This window comes from Gardnerella sp. DNF01180P (assembly GCF_049244205.1).
Taxonomy (GTDB): Bacteria; Actinomycetota; Actinomycetes; order Actinomycetales; family Bifidobacteriaceae; genus Bifidobacterium; species Bifidobacterium swidsinskii.
The window spans coordinates 637,955-659,459 of the sequence record NZ_CP058386.1 but is presented as its reverse complement, the minus strand read 5'-3'; the positions used below and the strand labels follow the sequence as shown (position 1 = coordinate 659,459).

Sequence of the window (21,505 nt, the reverse complement as noted above, 5' to 3'; positions counted from 1 at the left end):
ACCCCCGGAGTGGCGGAGAACTATAACTTATTATGCAACATTTAATAAGTACTTAATCCAATAAATCTATTTGTTCCAATACAGTTTGTTGATTACGTTTACCATAAGTAACCTTCAAAATATAAACTGTATTTTCTTCTAAAACAACTCTGTAATAAACAAGAAAATTCTTTACAATAATACGACGCACACCAAGTGAATTCCAAGGCTCATACTTAACTACAGGTGCAAACTGAGGAAAAAGAGACAGTCTTTCAATACTAGATTTAATAAAATTAATAATTCTTATGGAAGTTTTCTTAGAGATATTAGATGCAATATAGTCTCTTATATTTTTTAAATCATTTTCTGCATCCTGAGTAACAAGAATATCAAAGGAACTCATTACAAGCCCTTTTCTAACTCAGCAAAAACATCCGCATACGGACGCACTAAACCAGAAACTGACTGCTTATAACTATGCATAAGTTTTGCAGCAAAATCAGTAGATAATAATTCGTCATTTTCTTCTAAATTTTCACCACTGACTGCTTGTTTTATAGGCGCAGAAACATCAGCATAAAAAACTGAAGTGTTGGCTCTTTCTTTTACATTATTACTCATTACTGTATTTTTCATTAAAATCACCTCCCGTCCTGAAATTATAACCTAAAGAAGAGAATGCAACAATAAATGTGAAGCGACTAAAGATTGAGAAATTAGCGAGCGTAGAAAAGACGAGACATGATTTCACGGCACTGACGCATAGTTGCTAAAAGATCGTTTTCAAAAACGCGGCCCTGGTTCGGCTCGTAGCCAAGGTAAGTTGCAATTCCACCCAAAGAATACGAGTCAGTTGGAATAATATCTGCGCGAGCCATTGAGCCAGACCACAAGAAGTTTGCGTTGCGCACCGCGGAACACATATGCCAGCAGCGGCTTAAAACTTCAGCATCCTCGTCGCTTATAAAATGCTCAGATTGCAATGCTTTCAACGCTTGCATAGTTCCAACTACTCGTAAAGATTCATGCTTTGAAGCATATTGCAATTGCATCAATTGCACAGTCCACTCAACATCGCTTAAACTGCCACGACCAAGCTTCAAATGCCTGTCCCTACTCACACCTCGAGGCAAACGCTCCGCTTCCATGCGCGCTTTGAGCTTACGAATTTCAGCAAGCTGAGAATCACTAAGAGGATTTGCAGCGTAACGCAATTCGTTTACAACGCCATCAAGCAAAGCATCCGCCAACTCCTTAGAACCTGCAGCAAAACGCGCTCGCAACAACGCTTGATGCTCCCAAGTGCTAGCCCATTGACGATAATACTTTTCGCAAGATTCTAGCGAACGAACAAGCGGACCGTCTTTTCCTTCCGGACGCAAATCCAAATCGACCATGATTTTTGGTTCAAGCGTAAGAGGACCTTGCAAAATATTACGCAAAATATCTACAGTTTTTTGCGCAAAGCGGTGAGCTGCGTTGAAATCGCAATCTTCACCAACAGGCTTGTAAATTACCATAATATCTGCGTCAGAACAGAAGTTTACTTCTCTACCACCGTAACGACCTAAAGCAATAATAGCAATTTCAGCTTGAGGAGCATTCAAATTCATGACTGACACAGCTTCACGCATGGACCATTGCAAAGTCGCATCTAAAATAGCATCAAACACATCACTCATTGCAAGCATAGAAGTATCGTCATCAATTAGACCACACATCCAAGCTAAAGCAACTCGCTCAATTTCCTGCCGGCGAAGAGCACGCAAAGACTGCGCAAAATCCTCAATATTACTTGCATAACGCGCAACCATTGCGCTAGTTTGCATGTCAAGACTTGCCCTATCGCGCGCAGATAACGCTTCGTCGTCGCCAAGCCAAGTAATAGACTGCATTGACTGCATCATAGCGTCTCCAAGATAGCGCGAATCCGCCAAAACGTGGCAAAGACGCTGAGCTGCGGAAGGAGAATCACGCAAAAAACCAAGATACGTGTTTTTTCCACCAAAACGCTCAGCAAGACGCCGCCACGCAAGCAAACCCATATCTGGATTCTGCCCGTCGCCAAGCCACTTCAACACTGCCGGAAGCAAAATTCTGTGAATTTTAGCAGCCCTAGAAAGCCCCTCCGTAAGCGCTTCAACATGCAACTGTGCTGCGCGAGCATCCGCAAAACCAATAGAAGCAAAGCGCGCGCGAGCAGCCTCCGGCGAAAGTACAATAGGATCCGCATCCGTTTGAGCGTTAATAGGAAGCATCGGACGGTAGTAAATATCCTTATGCAAGTGCCGAATTTCACGACGAGCTTTATCAAAACGCGCAACTAACTCTTCCGGACGAAGCCGCACAGCACGAGCAAGACGGCAAATCTGATCATTATTGTTAAGCTGCTCTGTAGAAATTGTGCGCGCACGATCCAAGCCGCCGTTTCCTTGCGCACCCAAATCTGGGAACAAATGCGTGCGATGCATACTCCACATTTGCTGACGATGCTCAAGAACGCGCTCAAAACGGTAGTGTTCTGCCAAAAGCGCCGCCTGAGACCTAGAGACGTAGCCACCTTGAGCCAACGCTTGCAAAGCGGAAATAGTATCCCTTACTCGAAGCGACTCATCCTCACTTCCGTGCACAAGCTGCAACATTTGCACAGTAAACTCCACGTCACGCAAGCCGCCGCGACCAAGCTTCATATCCAAATCGCGTTGAGAAGCCGGAATAAGCGACTCCACACGCTGACGCATATGCTGGCAGTCAGCTACAAAATGCTCACGACCAGAAGCCTTCCAAATAAACGGCTCGACCATATCGCGATAAGCTTTTCCAAGATCCGCATCCCCTGCTGCAGGGCGCGACTTCAAAAGTGCCTGAAACTCCCAGCTACTCGCCCACTTTTCATAATATTCTCTATGAGAATCAAGCCTACGAACAAGAGGACCATCCTTACCTTCCGGGCGAAGCGCAGTATCAATCTGCCAAAGTGGAGGCTCCACAGAGCCCATAACCACCGACTGGCATACTTTTTGCAAAACCATCGCCATAGAAGCACCAACACGCAAAGCAGCATCCTGGTTCTGCTTGTTGCTTAAATCCGCAGGCTCCACAACGTAAATCAAATCAATATCGGAAACGTAGTTAATTTCTTGCGCGCCAAGCTTACCCATAGCAATAATCGCAAATCTGCATGCGGAAGAACCAGTAACCTGTCCGCGCGAAATAGACAACGCTGCCTCTAGAACAGCATCGGCAGCGTCGGAAAGCTTACGACTAATATCTGGCTGCACTTCAACAGGGTCAGTGCTCGCTAAATCAGCTGCCATAATTGCAGCAACATGCTCACGGTAGCGCGCACGAAGCGCAGAAACTGCTTGCGCAAAGCCGAGTGATGTTAAGTAAATTGTGTTGGAATTGCTGCTTTCAGAAGAAACAACTGTTGCAGTGTACGCTTGTATTGCTTCGAGTAAGTCTTTTACGCGTTCTTCCCTAGTCATTGCAAAAAGATGATTCGGGTCGTTTGCAGCGGCTTTTATAAGATTAGGTCTTGTGCGCATAAGCATTGCCAACGCGTTAGACGCACCTAATACTTGCATTAGGCTTGTTAATGAGTCAGATACTTGCGAATTTGAAGTTGAAATATTATTTATTATTTCGGGGTATGCTTCACTTAAATCTTGCAATGAAAGCAATGCAGAATCTGGATCTTCAACTGTAAGCGCGCTTCTTAGTAGTGTTTCAAAAGATATTTTATTGCAGTTTTTGCATATTGCTATCATTGCGCAACGTGCGGCATCCGGGCGAGAAAAACCGGCTTTAATAAGGCTTCTTGAGGTGAGTGCGGAAGAGTTTGTGCTGCTTTCGTTGCAGTTGGTTTCAGTAGTTGCACTATCTGTTCTGTTCGCACTTTCCATACCGCAACTTTACATTGTGGTGGTGTACAAGGCGAATTGCGTATAAGATGTGTGCATTACTAGCGCAGATTGCATACTGCGCGCGTAACTTACCTCACGTTCGGAGCGTTTGAGGATACATTTCGCTCCAAACGTGGGGAACATACCTCACGTTTGGAGAGTTTAGGGTTGCGTAGAGCTCCAAACGCGGAAAACATATCTCACATTTGGAGCGTTTAGTTTAGTGCAGCAGCGAGAAAAAATCCCTCGCGGATTATCGGAAGATAACCTGCGAGGGATTTTAGTTACGCGATAGACTACTCGTTAGAGTGCTTACGACGGCGAGAAGCTACGCCAGCAGCACCAAGACCGGAGAAGATTGCAGCAAGACTTGCAAACAAGCCAGTTGCAGCACCCGTCTTAACAAGACCACCAGCATTACCGGAAGCATTACGCAACGCAGCCTTAGCAGCCTTAAGATTCCTCAAAGCATCATCAACCTGAGCCTGAGTAGCATTCTTATCAGCAAGCACACGCTTAGCCTCAGCCAAAGCACTCACATAAGCTCTAGCAGCAGCAGTATTCGCCTTAGACGCAGCAGAAGAATCTGCTTCAGAATTATTAACCTCAACTCTCAAAGCAGTCTTATCAACCGAAGCACTCTGAGAATCACTAGCATCAGCATCATAGCCGCTACCGCTTCCAACACCACTGCCTATGCCAAACGGGTGATTAATCTTATACTTAGCCGCCTGAAGCTTCTTCAAAGCCGCGTCAACCTCAGCCTGAGTAGCATTCGGATCCTTAAGCACACTGTTAGCCTCAGCCAAAGCCTTGTTATAGGCGTCAATATCCTCAGTCATTCCAATCATAAAGAATACAGAATCACGGAACTTAGCATCAGCATCTGCTTCTGTTTTCAGCTTGGAAGAATCAGTCTTGTAATCATCGGCAATCTTCTTCTTGGCGGCTTGGAGATCCTTTAGAGCATCGTCAAGTTGCTTTTGAGTTGGGACTTTAGTACCATCTGGAAGATCAGTCTTTGGCTTTCCAGTAGTGCGATCAAACTTATCAAGAAGATCCTTGGCAGCCTTGAGCTTCTTGTTATAGTCGTCAAGAGCTTTCTTAGCAGCGTCATCACCCTTAGCAGTCGCATTCTTGAACTCTGGAGTATTCTCGAACACGTCGGTTCTGGTGTCAGTATCTCCGCCCTTCGACTTATCAACTTCTTCTTGCAAGTCATGCGGGCTGGTGACGTAGTTCTTAGTAATCTTATCCTTAATTTCCTTCAGATTCTTAAGAGCCTCGTCAACTTCTTGCTGAGTTGGGAGTTGCTTTCCAGCTGGAATGTTGGCTTTTGGATTGCCACTCTCGTCGAATAGATCAAGAAGTTCATTGGCTTTCGCTAAAGCGTCATTGTACGCTTGTATGTCTGCGTTATCCTTGCTGTCAGCACCCTTCTTGGCAAGAGCATTCTGGTACTCGGTAGACTTTTCGAACTTCTCGGTGTCTGGCTTAGCTCCGCCGTCGTCCTTAAGCTCTTTCGTTTCTTTCTTAAGAGCGTCGACTTTGGTCTTGAAGTTGTCGTCGATATCCTTCTTGGCCTTCTTCAAAGCCGCAAGAGCATCATCAACCTGCTTCTGAGTTGGACGATCTTCTGGCTTTGCGTTTGGATCAGGATTCTTGACCTTTTCAATAAGCTCGTTTGCTTTAGCAAGCTTCTCGGCATAAGCTTTAAGCTTTTCCGTTGCAGTAGCGTCACCAGCGTTCTTCTTTTCAAGCGCATTCTTGTACTCAACCGACGCCTCGAATGGAGGTGTTACAGGTTGACCCTGTGCGTCCTTATCGCCGACTTCGTTTTCAAGAAGCTTTGCATCAGTCTTGTAGTTGTTAGCAATCTTGTCTTGAGCTGCTTGCAGTTTCTTTAGCAAGTTGTTTACAGACTTCTGAGTTGCTGTCTTCTTCCAGTTATCATCATTAAGCTTCTGCTTGATTTGATTGAGAACATTCTCGAAGCCAGTGTCTTTGCCAGTTTCACCCAAGTCATTTGTAGCACCTGGATCACCAGCAGTCTTCTTAGCAAGAGCATTCTTGTACTCAGGCGTCTTCTTGAAGTCACCATCTGCAAAGTCTTTAGCAGAAGTCAACGGCTCAAGATTCGTCTTGTAGTTATCAGTAATTTGCTTCTTAGCTGCTTTAAGAGCGTCAAGCGCCTCGTTAATCTGCTGCTGCGTTGGATGTGAGCTGTTCTTAGCATCCGGATCTGTAGGATTAGCAGCCTTTACAAGGTCGCGCGCTTTCTTTAGAGCTGCGTTGTAAGCAGTAACATCTGTGTTTTCCACACCGTTACTTGTCTTAGCTTTAGCATTCTTGAACTCCGGCGTATTCTCGAAGTCGTTTTCAGTAACAGCAGGAGCACCCTCCGCAGTAGACTTATTAATTTCTGTCTCAAGATCAGTAGTAACAGTCTTATACTTCTCAACCTCAGTACGTGCTTTATCAAGAGCATCAAGCGCATTGTTGATGTCTGTTTGAGTTGGCTTTGCGTCTTGCGGCGTATCTTTATCATCATGCTTCTTCAAAAGCTCTTGAGCTTTTGTCAAAGCTTCATCGTAAGCCTTCTTAGCCGCTTTGGCATCATCATTTTTCTTAGTATCAGGCTTGCCATCAGCAGTTAAGAAGTGAGGATCAGACGCATTGCGATACGCGTCAGAAGTTTGCGTGCCTTCTGTAGCTGCAGGGCCATCTGTAGAGCCGTGCTTGTCAACACTCTCCTTGAGCTTGGCGGTATCGGTGTTGTACTTGTCAAGCTCTTTGCGAGCATCGTCAAGCTTCTTCAACGCATCATTGACTTCCTTCTGCGTTGCATCAGGTTTCTTGAGCAATTCCTTTGCGGCATTAAGAGCATCACCATAGGCATCTACAGCTGCCTTAGCAGCAGTATTCTTAGCAGTATCATCAGTTCCGTCAGCTTGCTTGAAAGCAGGTTGATTTGCATTCTTGAATGCAGGCGTCTGCTTGGTATTGTCATGCTCGTTAACAGACTTAAGAAGCTCGTCGGTCTTGGTGGCGAACTTATCCAACGCCTTCGCCGCGTCGTTCATTTCCTGAAGGATACTGTCAACATCCCTGTTCAGTGGCTCACCGTTCTTGTGCGCCTGAATGTCTTTCAGGTAGTCCTTACTATTAAGGTCGCCATCTTTCTTCGGGATATTGCTATCAGGAATATCCTGGCCATTTGCTTGATCCTTCGGAAGCGTGTTAGTAAGCGCAGCTGTTAGTTTCGCTGCTGCCTTTTCATACGCTTCCTTAGCCTTTTTAGCAGCTTCTACCTTAGCTTTTTCTTCTTCACTAGGATTTTGCTTTTCGGCAAGTTCTTTCAAATTCGCGTAGGCTGGGCTGTGTTGTATTGCAAAGTCATTAAGCGCAGCAGCCGAAAGTCTGCTGGTGTCGGTTGCGTAGGTGTCAATAATCTTGCGAGCAGCGATTAGCTGCTCTTTAACCGCATCAACCTTTTTCTGATCTACGGTGCTCCCAGGCTTATTTAATTCATCCATCAAGTCTTTTGCAGCGTGATAAGCGTCGTTATAGGCTTTGAAGTCCTTAGCAGCCTGAGAATCTTTGCCCTCAGCTTGTGCCTTATCAAAGGCATTGAAGTAGGCCGGCATCAAATAACCGCTGAAGTTGTCCGCAATAGCTTCCGCTAAATCAGTTGCTTTTGTCTGATAAGTTTCAGCATAAAGTACCTTTTCAGCATCTTCGAGTGCTTTCTTGGCATCCTCAACGTCTTTCTTGGTGGCCTTGTCGTCAGCAAGAACCTGCTTAGCTTTTGCAAGTGCGTCATCGTAATTCTTAACGGCTTGCTGAGCAGCAGTATCGCCAGTCTTATTCTTGGCGTTCGTGTAGAACACGCTATGCTTGTTAGGATCTTTATCTAAGCTCTTTTGCACCGCAGCGGCAAGAGGAGCCTTGTCGGTTGCGTTGGCATCAAGTGCTGCCTTAGCTTTCTTAAGATCATCAATAGCCTTGTTTACTTCTTTTTGAGAAGCGTTTGGATCCTTGAAGACCTCATCAGCCTTCTTAACAGCGTCGTCGTACGCCTTGCGCTGTTCAGGAGTCGAGTTCTGGTAAGTTGGATCGGCATTTGTCAGCGTTTGATTGCCTTGATTATCCCTACCCGTGTTTACCTTGCCGTCCTTAGCGATGGCATTATTCAACTCATCCTTGTTGGTGGTAAAGTCGTTAAGCTTTTCGCGCGCAGCATCAAGCTTAGCCTTAGCGTCGTCAACAGCCTTCTGCGTGGCGTTCTTGTCTTCCTTTACCTTATTAGCTTCCTCAAGAGCCTTGTCGTAATCTGTCTTTGCCTTCTTAGCAGCTTCGTTTCTGTCCTTATCATCAGAACCGTCTGCCTTCTTGAAGTCAGGGTCGCTTACGTTCTTGAACTGGTTTGTTGCTTGCGTGCCAGTTGCGGCGGTAGTGCCTTCTGCAGCCTTACCATTAGCATCAATCGAGTCGTTCAGCTTATCCTTGTTGGTGTCAGCACCATCAAGCTCGGCGCGTGCCTTATTAAGGTTAATCGTAGCGTTATCGATTTGCGCCTTCTGCTCTTCGGTAAGGTCTTTTTCTTGCTTGTCCTTAACAGTTGCAAGCAAGTCTGTTGCAGTCTTTAATGCCTTTTCATACGCATCTTTCTTATCAGCAGACGCGTTGTAATACTTCGACTGTGTTGGAACATCCTTGCCCTCAACGTTTTCGGTCTTGTGCTCGCCAATCGAATCCGAAAGGTCTTTCGTCTTATGATTCGTCTGCGGCACAAAGATAACGTTAATTGCCTTTGCTGTATTACCAGGATTGCGGCCTTGCTCCATATAAACATGCTTATAGTACGTCATTGCATACGGCTCAACAAACAGACGCGCCTTGAAAATCTTGCCCTTCTTGCCGGCTACCTTTACAGGGCCAGCTTCTGTATCCCACGAATACGAGCCTGCTTCAGACTCTGCATCACCGAGGTCTACATCAGAATTAGAGACTTTCTGATTCCCAGACCAGTATGGACCACCCATATTGCCAAGCGTAAGCTCGCCCGTTGGCTCGCCATTTTGCAACGCATAGTGCATGTGTGACTTCTGCGCGTTAGTCCCTGTACCTTCATACTGAAGCGTCTCGCCGCCTGTAAGGTCGCGCAAACCAGCTTGCTTGTCTTTTGGCGTAGCTTTCAGCAAACCAAGAATCTTTGTTGTATCAAACCCTTCTGCTTTAGTTGGATCGTAACGATAGATGATAGTGGTTTTCTGATCATTACTCCAAGAAATACCCTCGTCGGTGTCGCGACCATCAATTTTGGTTTTAGTCCACGAAACGTCATAATCCTTGCGGATGTCTGGAAGCTTAGTAAGCTTGCTCTCTTTTACATTAGACGTAAACTCAGCAACCGCCTTATCGGTCTTGATCTTAACGGTAATCGTATTTTCCGCCTGACCGTTCGAGATGCCCTGATTAGCTTGACCAGCTTTAGTAAAATCGCCCTTAAGATATTCAAGTGAAATCTGATCTACGCTGGTAAGGTTAAGGTCTTTATTGGTCTTATTAGCATCAAAAATAGCCTGCTTAATGCGCGCAATCTCGTCTTTCGAGTAATCGAGTGGGTTAGCAACAAAGACTGCTTTATCATCGCTTGGAACAACGTACTCGCCAGCTTTGAGATTCTTGAGGACGAGGTCTTTGAGCGCAATCTTAGGAGCGTCCTTTTCATCAACACCATCAAAGTGGATTACAGCTTCGCCTTTGTCGTTGATACTTACCTTGTCTTGGGCAACATTGTTAAGCGCCGCAAGTTTTTTGATGATGTCGGTTTTTACTTCTTGCGAAACGTTAGTTGGATCTTCAACAGTTGGCTTGTCGATACGCGTGTCGTAGCGCGCAACCGTAAGCGGAATAGCTTGCGACTTAAAGCCCAAATCCGTAACCATATAGGTGTTAAGCGTCTTCGCGCCAGCTACGTAAGTCTTATCCGTTGCGCCTTGAGCTGAGGTTTCAGTATTAATAGCATTAAATGTAGTCTTGTCGTAAGCATCATCAGACTTTACGTTAATATTTTGCGTAAACGCTCCAGAAAGCTGATCATTTACCGACTTTTTATCGCTACGCTCAGTATTAACATTGCCAGCTTCAGTAATTGCTGCTTGAACCTTTTCAGGAGTAAGCTCTTGGTTATACTTAAGCACCACAGAGCCAGAAGTCTTTGGCGGAACAAGCGTTACAGCGCGGAATACGTTTGTTTTATATGCAATAGTTTCTGTGCTACTACCATCTTTAGTTACGTACACGAAAATAGAGCGACTGGCTACATACTTCTCAGCGCCGCCATTAAGGTTGCCATCTCTGAAAAGAGTTGTCATCTTAAGATCAGCAGATCCATCGTTATTAGGAGTAAATGTATATTCACCAGAATAAGCTTGGTGTTTGTTTTGATCTTTCGAGTAAAAATCAATACCTTTCTCACTTTTTGCATTATTGAAACCATTTGTCCTAGCAGGGAAAATAGCAATACTGGTAATCTTGCTACCATCTTTTGGTGCTGCAAAGTGGAAAGTAACAGTATGCTTTTCGCCATCTACACTATACGTGTTGTCTGAGCTTCCCCAAGCATACGCATTTGGCATAGTTTCAGCGTTATTCTCGTTAATATCGATTTTGGTATTAGAGGTATCCGTTGTGTCTGGATTAATTTTATTAGGATCTTGACCTGCTGAACCACCAGAAGCGCGATCTTGAACAGTCGCAGTATGTCCAGACGGCGGATTATCTACCGAGCGCTTACCACGAATCTTTACAACAGTCGATTTATTTTCAGTACCATCAGTATTTACAGTATTCTCGGATTTCTGCTCAGCCTGCTTATTGGTATTCTCAGCCTTATACCCAGCCTCTTTATTAGCTTCAGTCTGATTCTTATCGCCAGCTTCAGCCTTCTTACCAGTCCCAGCATTCTCACCAGCAGTCACAGGCGTCTGAGCTACATCCGGCTTAGTATCAGGAGTACCACTCACCTCCGCCGCCATTGCCGGAGTTGCACCAAAAGCGAACGACGCACCAGCTAACACGCCTGCAGCGCCAACCGTAAACGCCGCCACCTTGCGAGCATCCACAGCCTTCGCAATCGCGTTACTTACTGCAGCATCCAATGTAACCTTGCGTGCGTGCTTTCCGGAATTTGAATTTATCATAATGATATCTCCTTAATATCGATTCTCTCTGAATAAGTCTTTATGAATTTATTAGTGAAGAGCTTTATGTAGTAATCAAACGCTGATTGAACTACAATCAGATACATATAAAACTTCCACTCAGCTTTCAAAAGCACGAATCCCTTGTTGAGATTTATGTTCAATAATACCTAATATATGAATATTTTGCAATGTATCTGTTATGATGCATAGCCTACTAACCCCCCCCCCGCGAGACTTTATTTCAACGTTTTCGGCAGGTTTTTGCAATCAAAATTAATATAGTAAATGTAAGCTAGATTACAGTTTTAATGGCGATTCTAAACACATGTTTAGTATAAAACGCAATTTTTTATACATTTATACACTAACATTAATATTTATAAAGCCGCGCAACCAGCCGCGCACTCGCGCCACATCAAACAAAAACTCGCAAAAAGCCGCAAACTACCCAATCTTCGTAAACAGCGGCTTCACATTCGCCCAAATCCTGCGCGCAATGCCCGGGTGATTCATGGTATACAAGTGAATGCCATCCACACCTTCAGCAATTAAATCGTTAATCTGCTGAGAAGCAAAAATACTGCCAGCATCGCGCAAACAATCAGCATTACTCCCCCAACGATCCATCATTGCGGAAACTTGCGAAGTAATGCGAGACGCACACAAACTCGTCATGCGCTTAACTTGCGAAGCGTTCGCAACAGGCATCACGCCAGCTTCAATTGGCACATTAATACCAGCGGCACGAGCTAAATCACGGAAACGCAAAAAATCCTCGTTATCGTAAAAAAGTTGCGAAATTAAATGCGTAACACCCGCATCAACCTTGCGCTTCAAATTATCAATATCCGCTTGCAAACTTTCCGCTTCCGGATGCTTCTCCGGGTAGCAAGCACCCAAAATCGGCAAATCCGGGTGCTTTGAACGAATATAATAAACCAAGTCGCTAGCGTGCTCAAAAACGCCTGCCGCTTCCTGGCCTGCAATCACGTCGCCGCGCAAAGCCAAAACACCGGAAACACCAGCATTATCAAACATTTCCAAAGCTTCATCAACAGCATCGTAATCAAGGTATCGAGCTGTTAAATGAGCAACCGCATCAATGCCGTATTCGGAGCGAATAGTATTCGCAATACGCGCAGTAGCAGTGCGATCCTGCAGCTTTCCAGTGCCGTAAGTAACCGAAATAAAATCCGGGTCAAGGCCTTTCAACCCATCCAAAGTATCGTAAATCGTACCAATAGGAGATGTGCGCTTAGGTGGGAAAACTTCCAGCGAAAACTTTGGTTTATATGGCATAACTCACCCCTTGCACTGAGAATTGCACTGCTGATTGCTTAGCTTGTTAGCTTGCAATTGCGCGCGAACCTCTTTAGCTGCAGAAACAAGATTCTCCAAGCTTGGCCAAGTTTCAGCGTCACCTCGAGTTTTAAGACCGCAATCCGGGTTAATCCACAGCTTCTCGGCAGGCATCTTGCGCAAAATCTCGTGAATACGCTCCACAAGCTCCGTCTCACTAGGCACGCGAGGAGAATGGATGTCGTAAACGCCAGGACCAGCCTCAGTCTCAAAATGCGCGTCGTGAATAGCGTCAAGCACAACCAAGTCACCGCGAGAAGCCTCAAAAGAAATCACATCCGCATCCATAGCGTCAATGTCACGAATAATGTCATTAAACTCCGAATAGCACATATGCGTGTGAATTTGCGTAGTCGCAGCCACAGCAGAATGAACCAGGCGGAAAGCAGCAATAGCCCAATCCAAATACTTCTTATGCCAATCAGAACGACGAAGCGGCAACTTTTCGCGCAAAGCAGCCTCATCAATCTGAATCACGCGAATACCAGCGCGCTCCAAATCCAACACTTCATCGCGAATAGCAAGAGCCAACTGCTGAGTCTGCTCCTCGTGCGTAATATCCTCGCGAGGCCAAGACCAGTTAAGAATCGTCACAGGACCTGTAAGCATGCCCTTAACAATATGCTTCGTGCAGCTTTGAGCATAAGCACTCCACTCCACAGTAATTGCAGACTCGCGAGAAACATCCGACCACACGATTGGAGGCTTCACGCAGCGAGTGCCATAAGACTGTACCCAAGCGTTCTTCGTAAACTTAAAGCCGCGCAAATGCTGGCCAAAATATTCAACCATGTCGTTTCGCTCAAACTCGCCGTGAACAAGTACATCCAAGCCAATTTGCTCCTGATGCTCAATGCACTGAGCAATGCGATTGCGCATAAACTCGTCGTAAGCTTCGCGAGTAATTTCACCCTTACGAAGATCAGCACGAGCGTTACGAATATCCTTAGTTTGTGGGAAGGATCCAATAGTTGTCGTTGGCAAATCCGGCAAGCCAAGCGATTCCTTTTGCAGACGCTGACGCTCCGCCCTCTTAGGCAATCGCACAAAATCAGAATCTTTAAGATTCGCAAGACGATTAGCAACAGCAACATCCGCTTTCACGCGTGAACCGTCAAACAAAGCCTGATTTTTAGCCAAAACGTTACTAGATTTGCGGCTTTCGTCGCCTTCTGCAGAAAGATTGGCAATATCGCGAATCTCTTGCAACTTTTCAACAGCAAAAGCAAAATGTTGCAACACATCCGCACCCAAAGCATCCTCACCAACAGTGCTAAAAGGCACGTGAAGAAGCGAGCAAGCAGTAGAAACAGCTACGCGATCCGTAATATTCTCGCGCAAAGCGTCAACCAAACCAAGGCTTACAGCATAATCGTTGCGCCAAATATTACGGCCGTTCACAACGCCTGCAAAAAGCGTAGTTTTTTCGTTCACACCATAATGCTCAATGGCTGCAAGATTTTCTTCCTTGCCTTCCACTAAATCAACGCCAACGCCGTCAAAACCAAGATTATTCACAGTTTCGTAAGCGTCAGCAATATTGCCAAAATACGTGTTAAGAAGAAGCTTAACTTCCGCACTCCTGACTTCAAGCAAAGGCTTATACAAAGCTTCAAAAAGCTCCAAATCGCCTTGCTCTTTATCCAACGCCAAATAAGGCTCATCAAATTGCAACCAAGTTGCGTGAAGCTCGCCAAAACGCTTAACAATACTCGCATAAGCAAAAGCCAGAGCCGAAATCACAGACTCTGTTACTTCCAACTCCTGAGCTTCAGGAGTACGAGCCAACTTCAAAAAAGTGTACGGACCAATCAGCACAGGCTTCGTTTCCAAACCCTGCGCGCGAGCCTCCAAAAACTCGTCAAAAGGCTTAGTTCCAGCCAAATGCAAGCCTTCCGGATTCTCAACTTCCGGAACAATATAGTGGTAGTTCGTAGTAAACCACTTCTTCATTGGCAAAGCCGTCACATCTCCGCGCTCACCCTGGTAGCCGCGCGCGATGGCAAAAAGCGTATCCTCAGCATGCTCAAAATTCAATTTACGATAACGCTCAGGCACAGCACCCAGCAAAATAGCAGTATCGAGCATTTGATCATAGTAGCTAAAATCGTTACTTGGAATTAAATCAATCCCAGCTTCAGCTTGCAAACGCCAATGCTTAGCTCGCAAAGACTGAGCAACTTCACGCACTTCATCCAAAGAAGCATCCTGCTTCCAGTAACGTTCAATAATCTTCTTCAACTCACGATTAGCGCCAATACGTGGAAAACCGGAAACCGAAGTAAAAACCGTAGACATACATCCTCCAAAAAATTTCTTTGACTCGCTTTAGCCTAGCAAAGAAATGCTTGAATGCGGTCATTCAAGAACTTGGGGTGTCGTTATAAGATTAATTTATATGCTTAATTTCGTGCGCGTTTCTTTTCCTTGGCGAAATGTGAGCAATGGAAATTACCAGCGCGCCGAATTGATTAACGTGGCGCGAGTTTCGGGGGATTTCTTTCCTCGCACGTCCCGTCCTTCAGTCGCTTTGGTTGTTAAAGACTCTCATGTCTACTTCGTTCTCTACGAACGTTGCTCCATCAGTCCTCTTTTAGTGCTCGTAAAGAAATCCCCCAAACTCTGCATGCTAGCCTTTAATAACCGTGTCTATCGCAGAGATTTTTCGATTTTTCTTCTTCGCTTGGCGAATCAGCAGCCTGCGGCTCTGCGCGACGACCTGCCGAAGCGCTTAAAGCGTAGCGCGCGAAGGCAACTCGGAGCGGAAACTCGCTTAAGTTGGAAGTCCAATGGACTTCCAACGCGAGTTTCGTAGCAAGCGCGTTACCCGCGCGAGCGTCCGCGCTCAGTGCGAAAAATCTCAAATCTCTACCACACTGGTATTCGTGCAACTAAAGTCACGAAATTAAGCTACGGGTGGGTGCGCAGCGGGGGGATTATTTTTTGGCGTGGTGTGGGCGGCAGCACTGATGCTAGTGTGCCTTGAACAACAGAAATCAGCGCATTCTTAGCTAGGCAAAGGATTTGGGCGTAAGGATTGCGAGAGCAGTAGCACCGCGCAATCCGCAAGTCGCGAATGGACGATCAGACACAAGCACCACAACCGACGCATTAGCAAGCCCCAAACGCATCGCCCCAAGCACATCCGGATCCGAATCAGGCGAAGAAAGCCACTGCGCAGCCATCGACATCGTCGGCTCATGCCCAACAATCATCGTCGTATGAACATCGCCTCGAATCGCTTGCAACTCGTCCATAACAGATTGCATGCCGCCATCATAAAGACTTTTGCGCGACTCAACCACAGGAGAGTCGCCAAAACGCTTCAACATGCGTTTCAAAGTTTGCTCAGTGCGATTCGCACTAGAACACACAATATAATTCGGCACAAGCTTCAAAGATTCCAAGCCTTTTGCCATAATTTTCGCCTGCTTCAAGCCCTTATCAGTAAGACCACGACCCCAGTCGTCGCCCATTTCAGGAGCTTCAGCCTTCGCATGACGCATCAGCAACAAAACGTACTTACTATGATGTGCTTTCTTCATAAGCTTTTTCATTGGTGATGCCATAATGCTCTCCTACTTAGCTTGATTATGCGCTGATTGTTGTGCAGACTGCGAATCTTGCAAATCTTGCGACTGCGAATCTTCCGGCAATTGCGCAAGCTGCACGTCTAAATCACGTAAAACTTTACGCAATTTACGATCCGAAATATCGCGCAAAGACAAGTCTTCCAACTGTTCAGCGCGCTCTTCTGCTGTCATATCGTCAATATCGCTCACAGTATCTTTAGTACCGTGTTCACGCTTCTTCAAAGCACTAAAACCTTCAGCCATTGCGCGTGAAACAATCAAAAATCCAGTGTGACCAATCATCGCGTGATCCGGGCGCACAGCCAAACCTTGAGCTTTCCAAGTGCGCTCCAATGTTTCTTGAATTTCTGGCTCAGTCCACATGCCACTTTCTCGCAAAGCTTCAGCCATGCGAGACATTTGCGTAGTAGTCGTAACATACGCAATAAGCACGCCTCCAGGCACAATAACGCGATGTGCTTGTTCAAGGCGATTCCAAGGGTCAAGCATGTCTAGCATAATGCGATCCACGCTGTGCGCATCTAAGGTTTTTGCAACAGAATCAAAATCGCCAGTAAGCAAATTCCACCATTCTGGTCGCTTTCCGTAGTACAAAGTTGCGTTAGATTCAGCAATTCGTGCAAAATCCGGGCGAAGCTCAATCGTAGTAAGCTTTCCGCACTCCCCAACTGCGTCCAAAAGGCTTAAGCTCATCGCGCCAGAGCCTGCCCCCGACTCCAAAACGCGCATGCCAGAACGAATATCTCCTAAAGCGATTACTTGCGCAATATCTTTCGGATACATAATTTGCGCACCCCTAGGCATAGAAAGCACGTAGTCAACCATGCGCGGCCGCATAACTACATAATCCCAGCCACCAATAGCGCGCGCCGCCTTCCAAGGTTTGTTGGACGATTTAGAAGGATCAACAATAGTTTGTTGCGTTTCGCGCTTTGCGCTAACAGTAGTAATTACAACGCCTTCGCTTTGACCAATCACGTCGTCGTGACAAATAAGACCGTGCTCAGTTTGCGTAACCCCGCCTGCAACAAGCTGTGCAGTAATTCGCTTACCTTTACGATCGGTGAACTGAATCTTCTCACCTACTCGTAACACTCCACTACGCGAATTAACTGACTGCACAAAACACCTCACTTATTTTTAGAGCACGATTTCTTAGCGCGACTTTTATTATTTCTACTATTATAAGCTCACCGTCGTAAGCGGCATAGCAGAATCGATTGCAAAATCAGGAGCAGAAGGACGAACCCCTGCTTCTACCAAATTCACGCCTAGCATTGCAACCATCGCACCGTTATCCGTGCAAAGCTTAAGCTCTGGCAAACGCACTTCAATTCCATGCTCCTTGCCGCAAGCCAACAAATGCTCGCGAAGCTGCGAATTAGCGGAGAATCCGCCACCAATCATAAGCGTTTTAGAACCGTACTGCTCGCAGCCCATCATAGCTTTTCTAGAAAGCACTTCCGCCACAGAATTAGCCAAAGAAGCACACACGTCATCAACTGGAATTTCAAGACCCTGAGCTTCACGCGCTTCAACCCAACGAGCAACAGCAGTTTTTACACCCGAGAAGCTGAAATCGTACGGATGCTCTTTGCCGGAACGACCTTGCGTTAAACCTTGCGGAACTTTCAAAGTATTCGGATTTCCAAGCCTTCCATGCCTATCAATATGAGGACCACCCGGGTATGGGAATCCAAGCAATCGCGCAACCTTATCAAAGCACTCGCCGGCAGCATCGTCCAAAGTTGTGCCAACAACGTCAATACTTTTAGCAATATCGTTCACGTGAAGAAGCGAAGTGTGACCGCCGGAAACAATTAAAGCAAGTACATCTTCCGGCACATCGCCGAATTGCAATTGCGTTACTGCAATATGCCCAATTACATGATTAATACCATAAATCGGCTTATTTGCAGCCCAAGCTAATGCTTTAGCTCCCGAAACTCCCACAGCTAAGCAGCCAGCAAGACCAGGACCTGCGCTTACTGCAATCGCGTCAACATCGCTTAAATCCATGTTTGCGTCTGCTAAAGCTTTAGAAACAACCGGCACAAAAGCTTCAGCGTGCGCACGAGAAGCAATTTCTGGAATCACACCGCCGTAGCGCGCATGCTCTTGCATTGAAGATGCCACCACATTTGACACCAGCGTGCGTCCGCGCACAATAGCTGCGGCAGTTTCGTCACAAGTTGATTCAATTCCCAATACGATTGCTTCGCTCATTTTATTCCTCGTTATTCCTCGTTATTCCTCAGTTCCGTTATTTTTTGCGGTTAGATCAGCACACATTGTGTACGCATCCACACCTTCCGGCTGATAGTAACGTTTTCGCAAACCCATTTTCTTAAAACCAAAACGTTCATACAACGCGAGCGCAGGAACATTGTCAACTCGCACTTCTAGCAGCATGCGTTTAGCACCAATTTGTTTTGCAGTTTTAATCATTATCAACAAAAGCTTAGAGGCTATGCTTTTTCGTTGATATTGTTTTGCAACGCCAATTGTCATTATTTGCGCGTCATCGCCGTCAAACCAGTAGCCAGCATACCCGCATAATGTATGCGTATTTTCGTCGATTTGAGCGTAATACGCGCGCATAGGAGCTTGCAATTCTTGCGAAATCATGCTCTCATTCCATGAGCCTTTGCCAAACAAGTCAGCTTCAATAGGCGCTATTTTTTGCGCTAACTCATCGCAAGTAAAATCGCACTTTGGAACTATATTGCAATTCTCGGCTACTGCTGGAAATTGAGAACGCGTTATATCAACAATCATAATTACTCAAATCGTTAAAACGCTTCTATTTCTCTTTTGCCTTATTCGCTTCACCAGAGCCAAGCACATGCTTAAGCGGATTTGGCACAGACACGTCCGGACGGCGCAAATACAGCGGTTCAACAGCTTTTACGTGCTCATCTTTATTTGCACATTCCAAAGAGCATTGCTCGAAAATTTGCAAGCCTTGCACACCCAAGTCAAGCGCGCAAACTTCTGCAATAACGCCAACATGCGCAATATTTCGCCAGTCTTCAACGTATTTTTTAGCACCGTGTCCGAGCACATCCACGCAATAATTTTCGTTAGTTTGTCTTGCTAAATACTCGTTTACGCGAGATACAACATTTTGCGGATAGTCAATATCCATATCTATTAGCGCATTTCCTTCGTCGTCGTACAAGGACATGTACACTTGACGACGGCGTGCATCATTTAGTGAAAGCACGTAGTGACGAATATTAGAGTCGCAAGAATCAGCATCATTCGGAAGATTTAGTAGAAAACCCTTCTCTATACTGCCATTTTTGCGAGCTTCTTCGAACGCGCCAGAACGCATCATCAAACTTTGAGGAAGAAGACTATCACACCCCAAAATTTCAGCATTATTTGCAAACGCAATCGCTTTTGCTGCAACTAATCCTGCGCGAAGTCCTGTAAAAGGAGCAGGACCTACTCCCACAACCACGCGTTTAATATCGGAAGGCTTAAACCCAGCGTCCTCCACAACTTTTGCAATATTTACTTGTAAACGCTCCACGTGAGTGCGAGAGTCGGTTTCAACAATCGGCTCATGGTCCACAATTCCAACAGTAGAGCCAAATGATGTGTCAATAATCAGCGTATTACTCATGTTCATTCCTCGAAGTCACGTACCAGACTAGCTTACTCGCTTAGCACAACTTGCGTTATTTACTGCGTTATTTACTTATGTATTACTCGCGTATTACTCTGCCTATTTCTTAATTACAATTTTGCAAGTCGATTAAGCCAATCCTTGCCAGCAGCTTTCAAAGTTACGATTCGCTCGCCATCGCTAGTAAAATCGTCTACTTGCGAAGAGTCAATAGGTCTTGCAATATGAACTTCTAAGCGCTCAGCAGCAAGCACTCCTGCCATTTGCTCACCCCACTCCATAAGCACAACAGTGCCGTCTCCTGGCTCTTCCAAAGCTTCGTCAAGTCCCAAAGATTCAAGCTCGTCAAGCAAACGCGAAACAGTATCTTGCCCCGGAGCAAAATCTTCGCCACCCAAACGGTAAGCGTCAACGTGAATTAGCGTCGCCGGCTTACCATCCGCAAAAGTGCCATGCAATTCGCGCGCAATCGTAAAAGTTGGAGACACAATCGGCTCACTAATTGAAAGCCCTGCGCCAAAACCTTGAGCGAACGTTGTTTTACCAGCTCCAAGAGGGCCAGAAAGCAGCAAAACGTCGCCTTCTTTAACTAGCTTTGCAACAGCTTTACCAAGCTCGCGCATATCAGTATCCGTAGGCACAGTACAAACTTTTTGCTGTTCTGACACCGTTTCTTCTTTCATACTTAACACAATCTTTCTAATTTGCAGTTCTTAATTTACGTTTCTTATTCACGATTCTTAATTTACGCTTTCTAATTTCCTCGAGACGCAATGAGCATAATACATTTTTCAAGCGCATAATTCGCGTCACTAGATCCGCCTTTGCACTGCTCATCCGCCCAAGCTAAAGATTGCAAACATTGAGAAACACCTGCACTATTCCATCCAGCAAGCTGACGCATTGCCATTTTCAGAGCCCACGGGTTTACTTTCGCTTCAGCACTAGAAATCGTGCCGTTGCGAATTGCCATTGCGAGCGCAATTACGCGTACTTTTGCAGCCAAAGCACCTATTAATGCTATGGCGTCAACTCCTTGAGCAATTGCAGTTCTTGCTGCAAGCACAGCAGAACCTGCATGACCTGCAACAGCTTTATCTGCAACAAAAAAGCCGGTAACTTGCGGATCTGCAACCAAGTATCGATCGACAATATCAAGCGTTATTGGATTATCGTCATAGTCGAAGCATAATTGCGAGCATAATGCTGCAAGCTCTCCCGTTTTACTTCCCAAAACTGACACAAGACGTTGTGCTGCTTGAGGCTCAACGCTTCGATTGTGACGCTCAAATATGCTCATAACGAAGTTGAGCTTGGCATCGTCTTTTTTAAGATCCGGCACTGTAATTGTGTTTGCGCCAGCTTTCGTAAGGCGCGTAATAATAGACTTTCCTTTAAGCCCACCTTCGTGACGTGCAATAACCCAAGTTGCAGAAGAGTCTACAAAATTATTTTCGCTATTTTCACTATTTTGCGCTTGTTTGCAGAAATTTTCGATTGCTTCCACTAAAGACTCGTCTGCTTGTTGCAAATTATTTATTATTACAATCGTTCCGTCACCGAAAAGCGAAGGACCTACAGCTTCGTCAAATGCGTACTGATCCGCAGTTGACGCATCAAGTTCAATAATTTCAGCATCCGGAGCACTTTTTTGAACTTTTTCACGCACATTTCGAGCATTTAGCTCGTTTAAGTAAGCGTCACCTCCAACTACCAGCGTAACTGGCATAACGCGTTGCGCGCGCTTATTATTTGCTGCCATAATGCTCCTTAAACCAACCAACTCTTAACCATCATAATATTGCATTCGAATATGCGTGC

The 21,505-nt window shown here is 45.7% G+C and carries 13 protein-coding genes; all 13 read right to left on the bottom strand.

Features of this window, described 5'->3' with window-relative positions; translation table 11 throughout:
• Window positions 1–52: 52 nt before the first annotated feature.
• The 13 genes from HXT40_RS02460 to holA all read right to left on the bottom strand — a co-directional run bounded on the left by HXT40_RS02460 (window position 53) and on the right by holA (window position 21,446).
• Window positions 53–385 carry a type II toxin-antitoxin system mRNA interferase toxin, RelE/StbE family gene (locus HXT40_RS02460; protein ID WP_174182560.1) on the bottom strand — a complete coding sequence of 111 codons (333 nt, stop codon included), beginning with the start codon at window positions 383–385 and terminating at the stop codon, window positions 53–55.
• Window positions 385–618, bottom strand: coding sequence for a hypothetical protein (locus tag HXT40_RS02455; protein WP_174182559.1), 234 nt, complete (start codon window positions 616–618; stop codon window positions 385–387). The genes HXT40_RS02460 and HXT40_RS02455 overlap by 1 nt, the downstream gene beginning before the upstream one ends.
• 80 nt (window positions 619–698) lie before the next feature.
• Entirely contained in the window at window positions 699–3,887 is a 3,189-nt protein-coding gene (locus HXT40_RS02450; RefSeq protein ID WP_410310353.1) for a bifunctional [glutamine synthetase] adenylyltransferase/[glutamine synthetase]-adenylyl-L-tyrosine phosphorylase, read from the bottom strand.
• Window positions 3,888–4,183: 296 nt separating this feature from the next.
• Window positions 4,184–11,095, bottom strand: coding sequence for a peptidase (locus HXT40_RS02445; protein ID WP_421777311.1), 6,912 nt, complete (start codon window positions 11,093–11,095; stop codon window positions 4,184–4,186).
• Between the two features lie 447 nt (window positions 11,096–11,542).
• Entirely contained in the window at window positions 11,543–12,397 is an 855-nt protein-coding gene (metF, locus tag HXT40_RS02440) for a methylenetetrahydrofolate reductase [NAD(P)H] (RefSeq protein ID WP_116440468.1), read from the bottom strand.
• A 3-nt stretch (window positions 12,398–12,400) separates the two neighbouring features.
• On the bottom strand, window positions 12,401–14,755 hold the full coding sequence (metE, locus tag HXT40_RS02435) for a 5-methyltetrahydropteroyltriglutamate--homocysteine S-methyltransferase (protein ID WP_116440469.1): 2,355 nt from the start codon (window positions 14,753–14,755) through the stop codon (window positions 12,401–12,403).
• Between the two features lie 713 nt (window positions 14,756–15,468).
• Complete coding sequence (locus HXT40_RS02430) at window positions 15,469–16,026, bottom strand: SixA phosphatase family protein (protein WP_004108244.1); 558 nt, start codon at window positions 16,024–16,026, stop codon at window positions 15,469–15,471.
• A 9-nt stretch (window positions 16,027–16,035) separates the two neighbouring features.
• Complete coding sequence (locus HXT40_RS02425) at window positions 16,036–17,172, bottom strand: tRNA (adenine-N1)-methyltransferase (protein WP_076002925.1); 1,137 nt, start codon at window positions 17,170–17,172, stop codon at window positions 16,036–16,038.
• Between the two features lie 60 nt (window positions 17,173–17,232).
• A complete protein-coding gene (tsaD, locus tag HXT40_RS02420; RefSeq protein WP_076002926.1) occupies window positions 17,233–18,276 on the bottom strand; it encodes a tRNA (adenosine(37)-N6)-threonylcarbamoyltransferase complex transferase subunit TsaD in 1,044 nt (347 codons plus the stop codon).
• A 21-nt stretch (window positions 18,277–18,297) separates the two neighbouring features.
• On the bottom strand, window positions 18,298–18,828 hold the full coding sequence (gene rimI, locus HXT40_RS02415) for a ribosomal protein S18-alanine N-acetyltransferase (RefSeq protein ID WP_012914280.1): 531 nt from the start codon (window positions 18,826–18,828) through the stop codon (window positions 18,298–18,300).
• Between the two features lie 25 nt (window positions 18,829–18,853).
• Entirely contained in the window at window positions 18,854–19,681 is an 828-nt protein-coding gene (gene tsaB, locus HXT40_RS02410; protein ID WP_012914281.1) for a tRNA (adenosine(37)-N6)-threonylcarbamoyltransferase complex dimerization subunit type 1 TsaB, read from the bottom strand.
• A 113-nt stretch (window positions 19,682–19,794) separates the two neighbouring features.
• Entirely contained in the window at window positions 19,795–20,367 is a 573-nt protein-coding gene (tsaE, locus tag HXT40_RS02405; protein WP_012914282.1) for a tRNA (adenosine(37)-N6)-threonylcarbamoyltransferase complex ATPase subunit type 1 TsaE, read from the bottom strand.
• A 71-nt stretch (window positions 20,368–20,438) separates the two neighbouring features.
• Window positions 20,439–21,446, bottom strand: a complete 1,008-nt coding sequence (gene holA / locus HXT40_RS02400; RefSeq protein ID WP_116994669.1) for a DNA polymerase III subunit delta — start codon at window positions 21,444–21,446, stop codon at window positions 20,439–20,441.
• Window positions 21,447–21,505: the final 59 nt, after the last annotated feature.

Coding starts and splice junctions, on each gene's coding strand:
- HXT40_RS02460 (WP_174182560.1), bottom strand. CDS start 385: ATGAGTTCCTTTGATATTCTTGTTACTCAGGATGCAGAAAATGATTTA.
- HXT40_RS02455 (WP_174182559.1), bottom strand. CDS start 618: ATGAAAAATACAGTAATGAGTAATAATGTAAAAGAAAGAGCCAACACT.
- HXT40_RS02450 (WP_410310353.1), bottom strand. CDS start 3,887: ATGGAAAGTGCGAACAGAACAGATAGTGCAACTACTGAAACCAACTGC.
- HXT40_RS02445 (WP_421777311.1), bottom strand. CDS start 11,095: ATGATAAATTCAAATTCCGGAAAGCACGCACGCAAGGTTACATTGGAT.
- metF (WP_116440468.1), bottom strand. CDS start 12,397: ATGCCATATAAACCAAAGTTTTCGCTGGAAGTTTTCCCACCTAAGCGC.
- metE (WP_116440469.1), bottom strand. CDS start 14,755: ATGTCTACGGTTTTTACTTCGGTTTCCGGTTTTCCACGTATTGGCGCT.
- HXT40_RS02430 (WP_004108244.1), bottom strand. CDS start 16,026: ATGGCATCACCAATGAAAAAGCTTATGAAGAAAGCACATCATAGTAAG.
- tsaD (WP_076002926.1), bottom strand. CDS start 18,276: ATGAGCGAAGCAATCGTATTGGGAATTGAATCAACTTGTGACGAAACT.
- rimI (WP_012914280.1), bottom strand. CDS start 18,828: ATGATTGTTGATATAACGCGTTCTCAATTTCCAGCAGTAGCCGAGAAT.
- tsaB (WP_012914281.1), bottom strand. CDS start 19,681: ATGAGTAATACGCTGATTATTGACACATCATTTGGCTCTACTGTTGGA.
- tsaE (WP_012914282.1), bottom strand. CDS start 20,367: ATGAAAGAAGAAACGGTGTCAGAACAGCAAAAAGTTTGTACTGTGCCT.
- holA (WP_116994669.1), bottom strand. CDS start 21,446: ATGGCAGCAAATAATAAGCGCGCGCAACGCGTTATGCCAGTTACGCTG.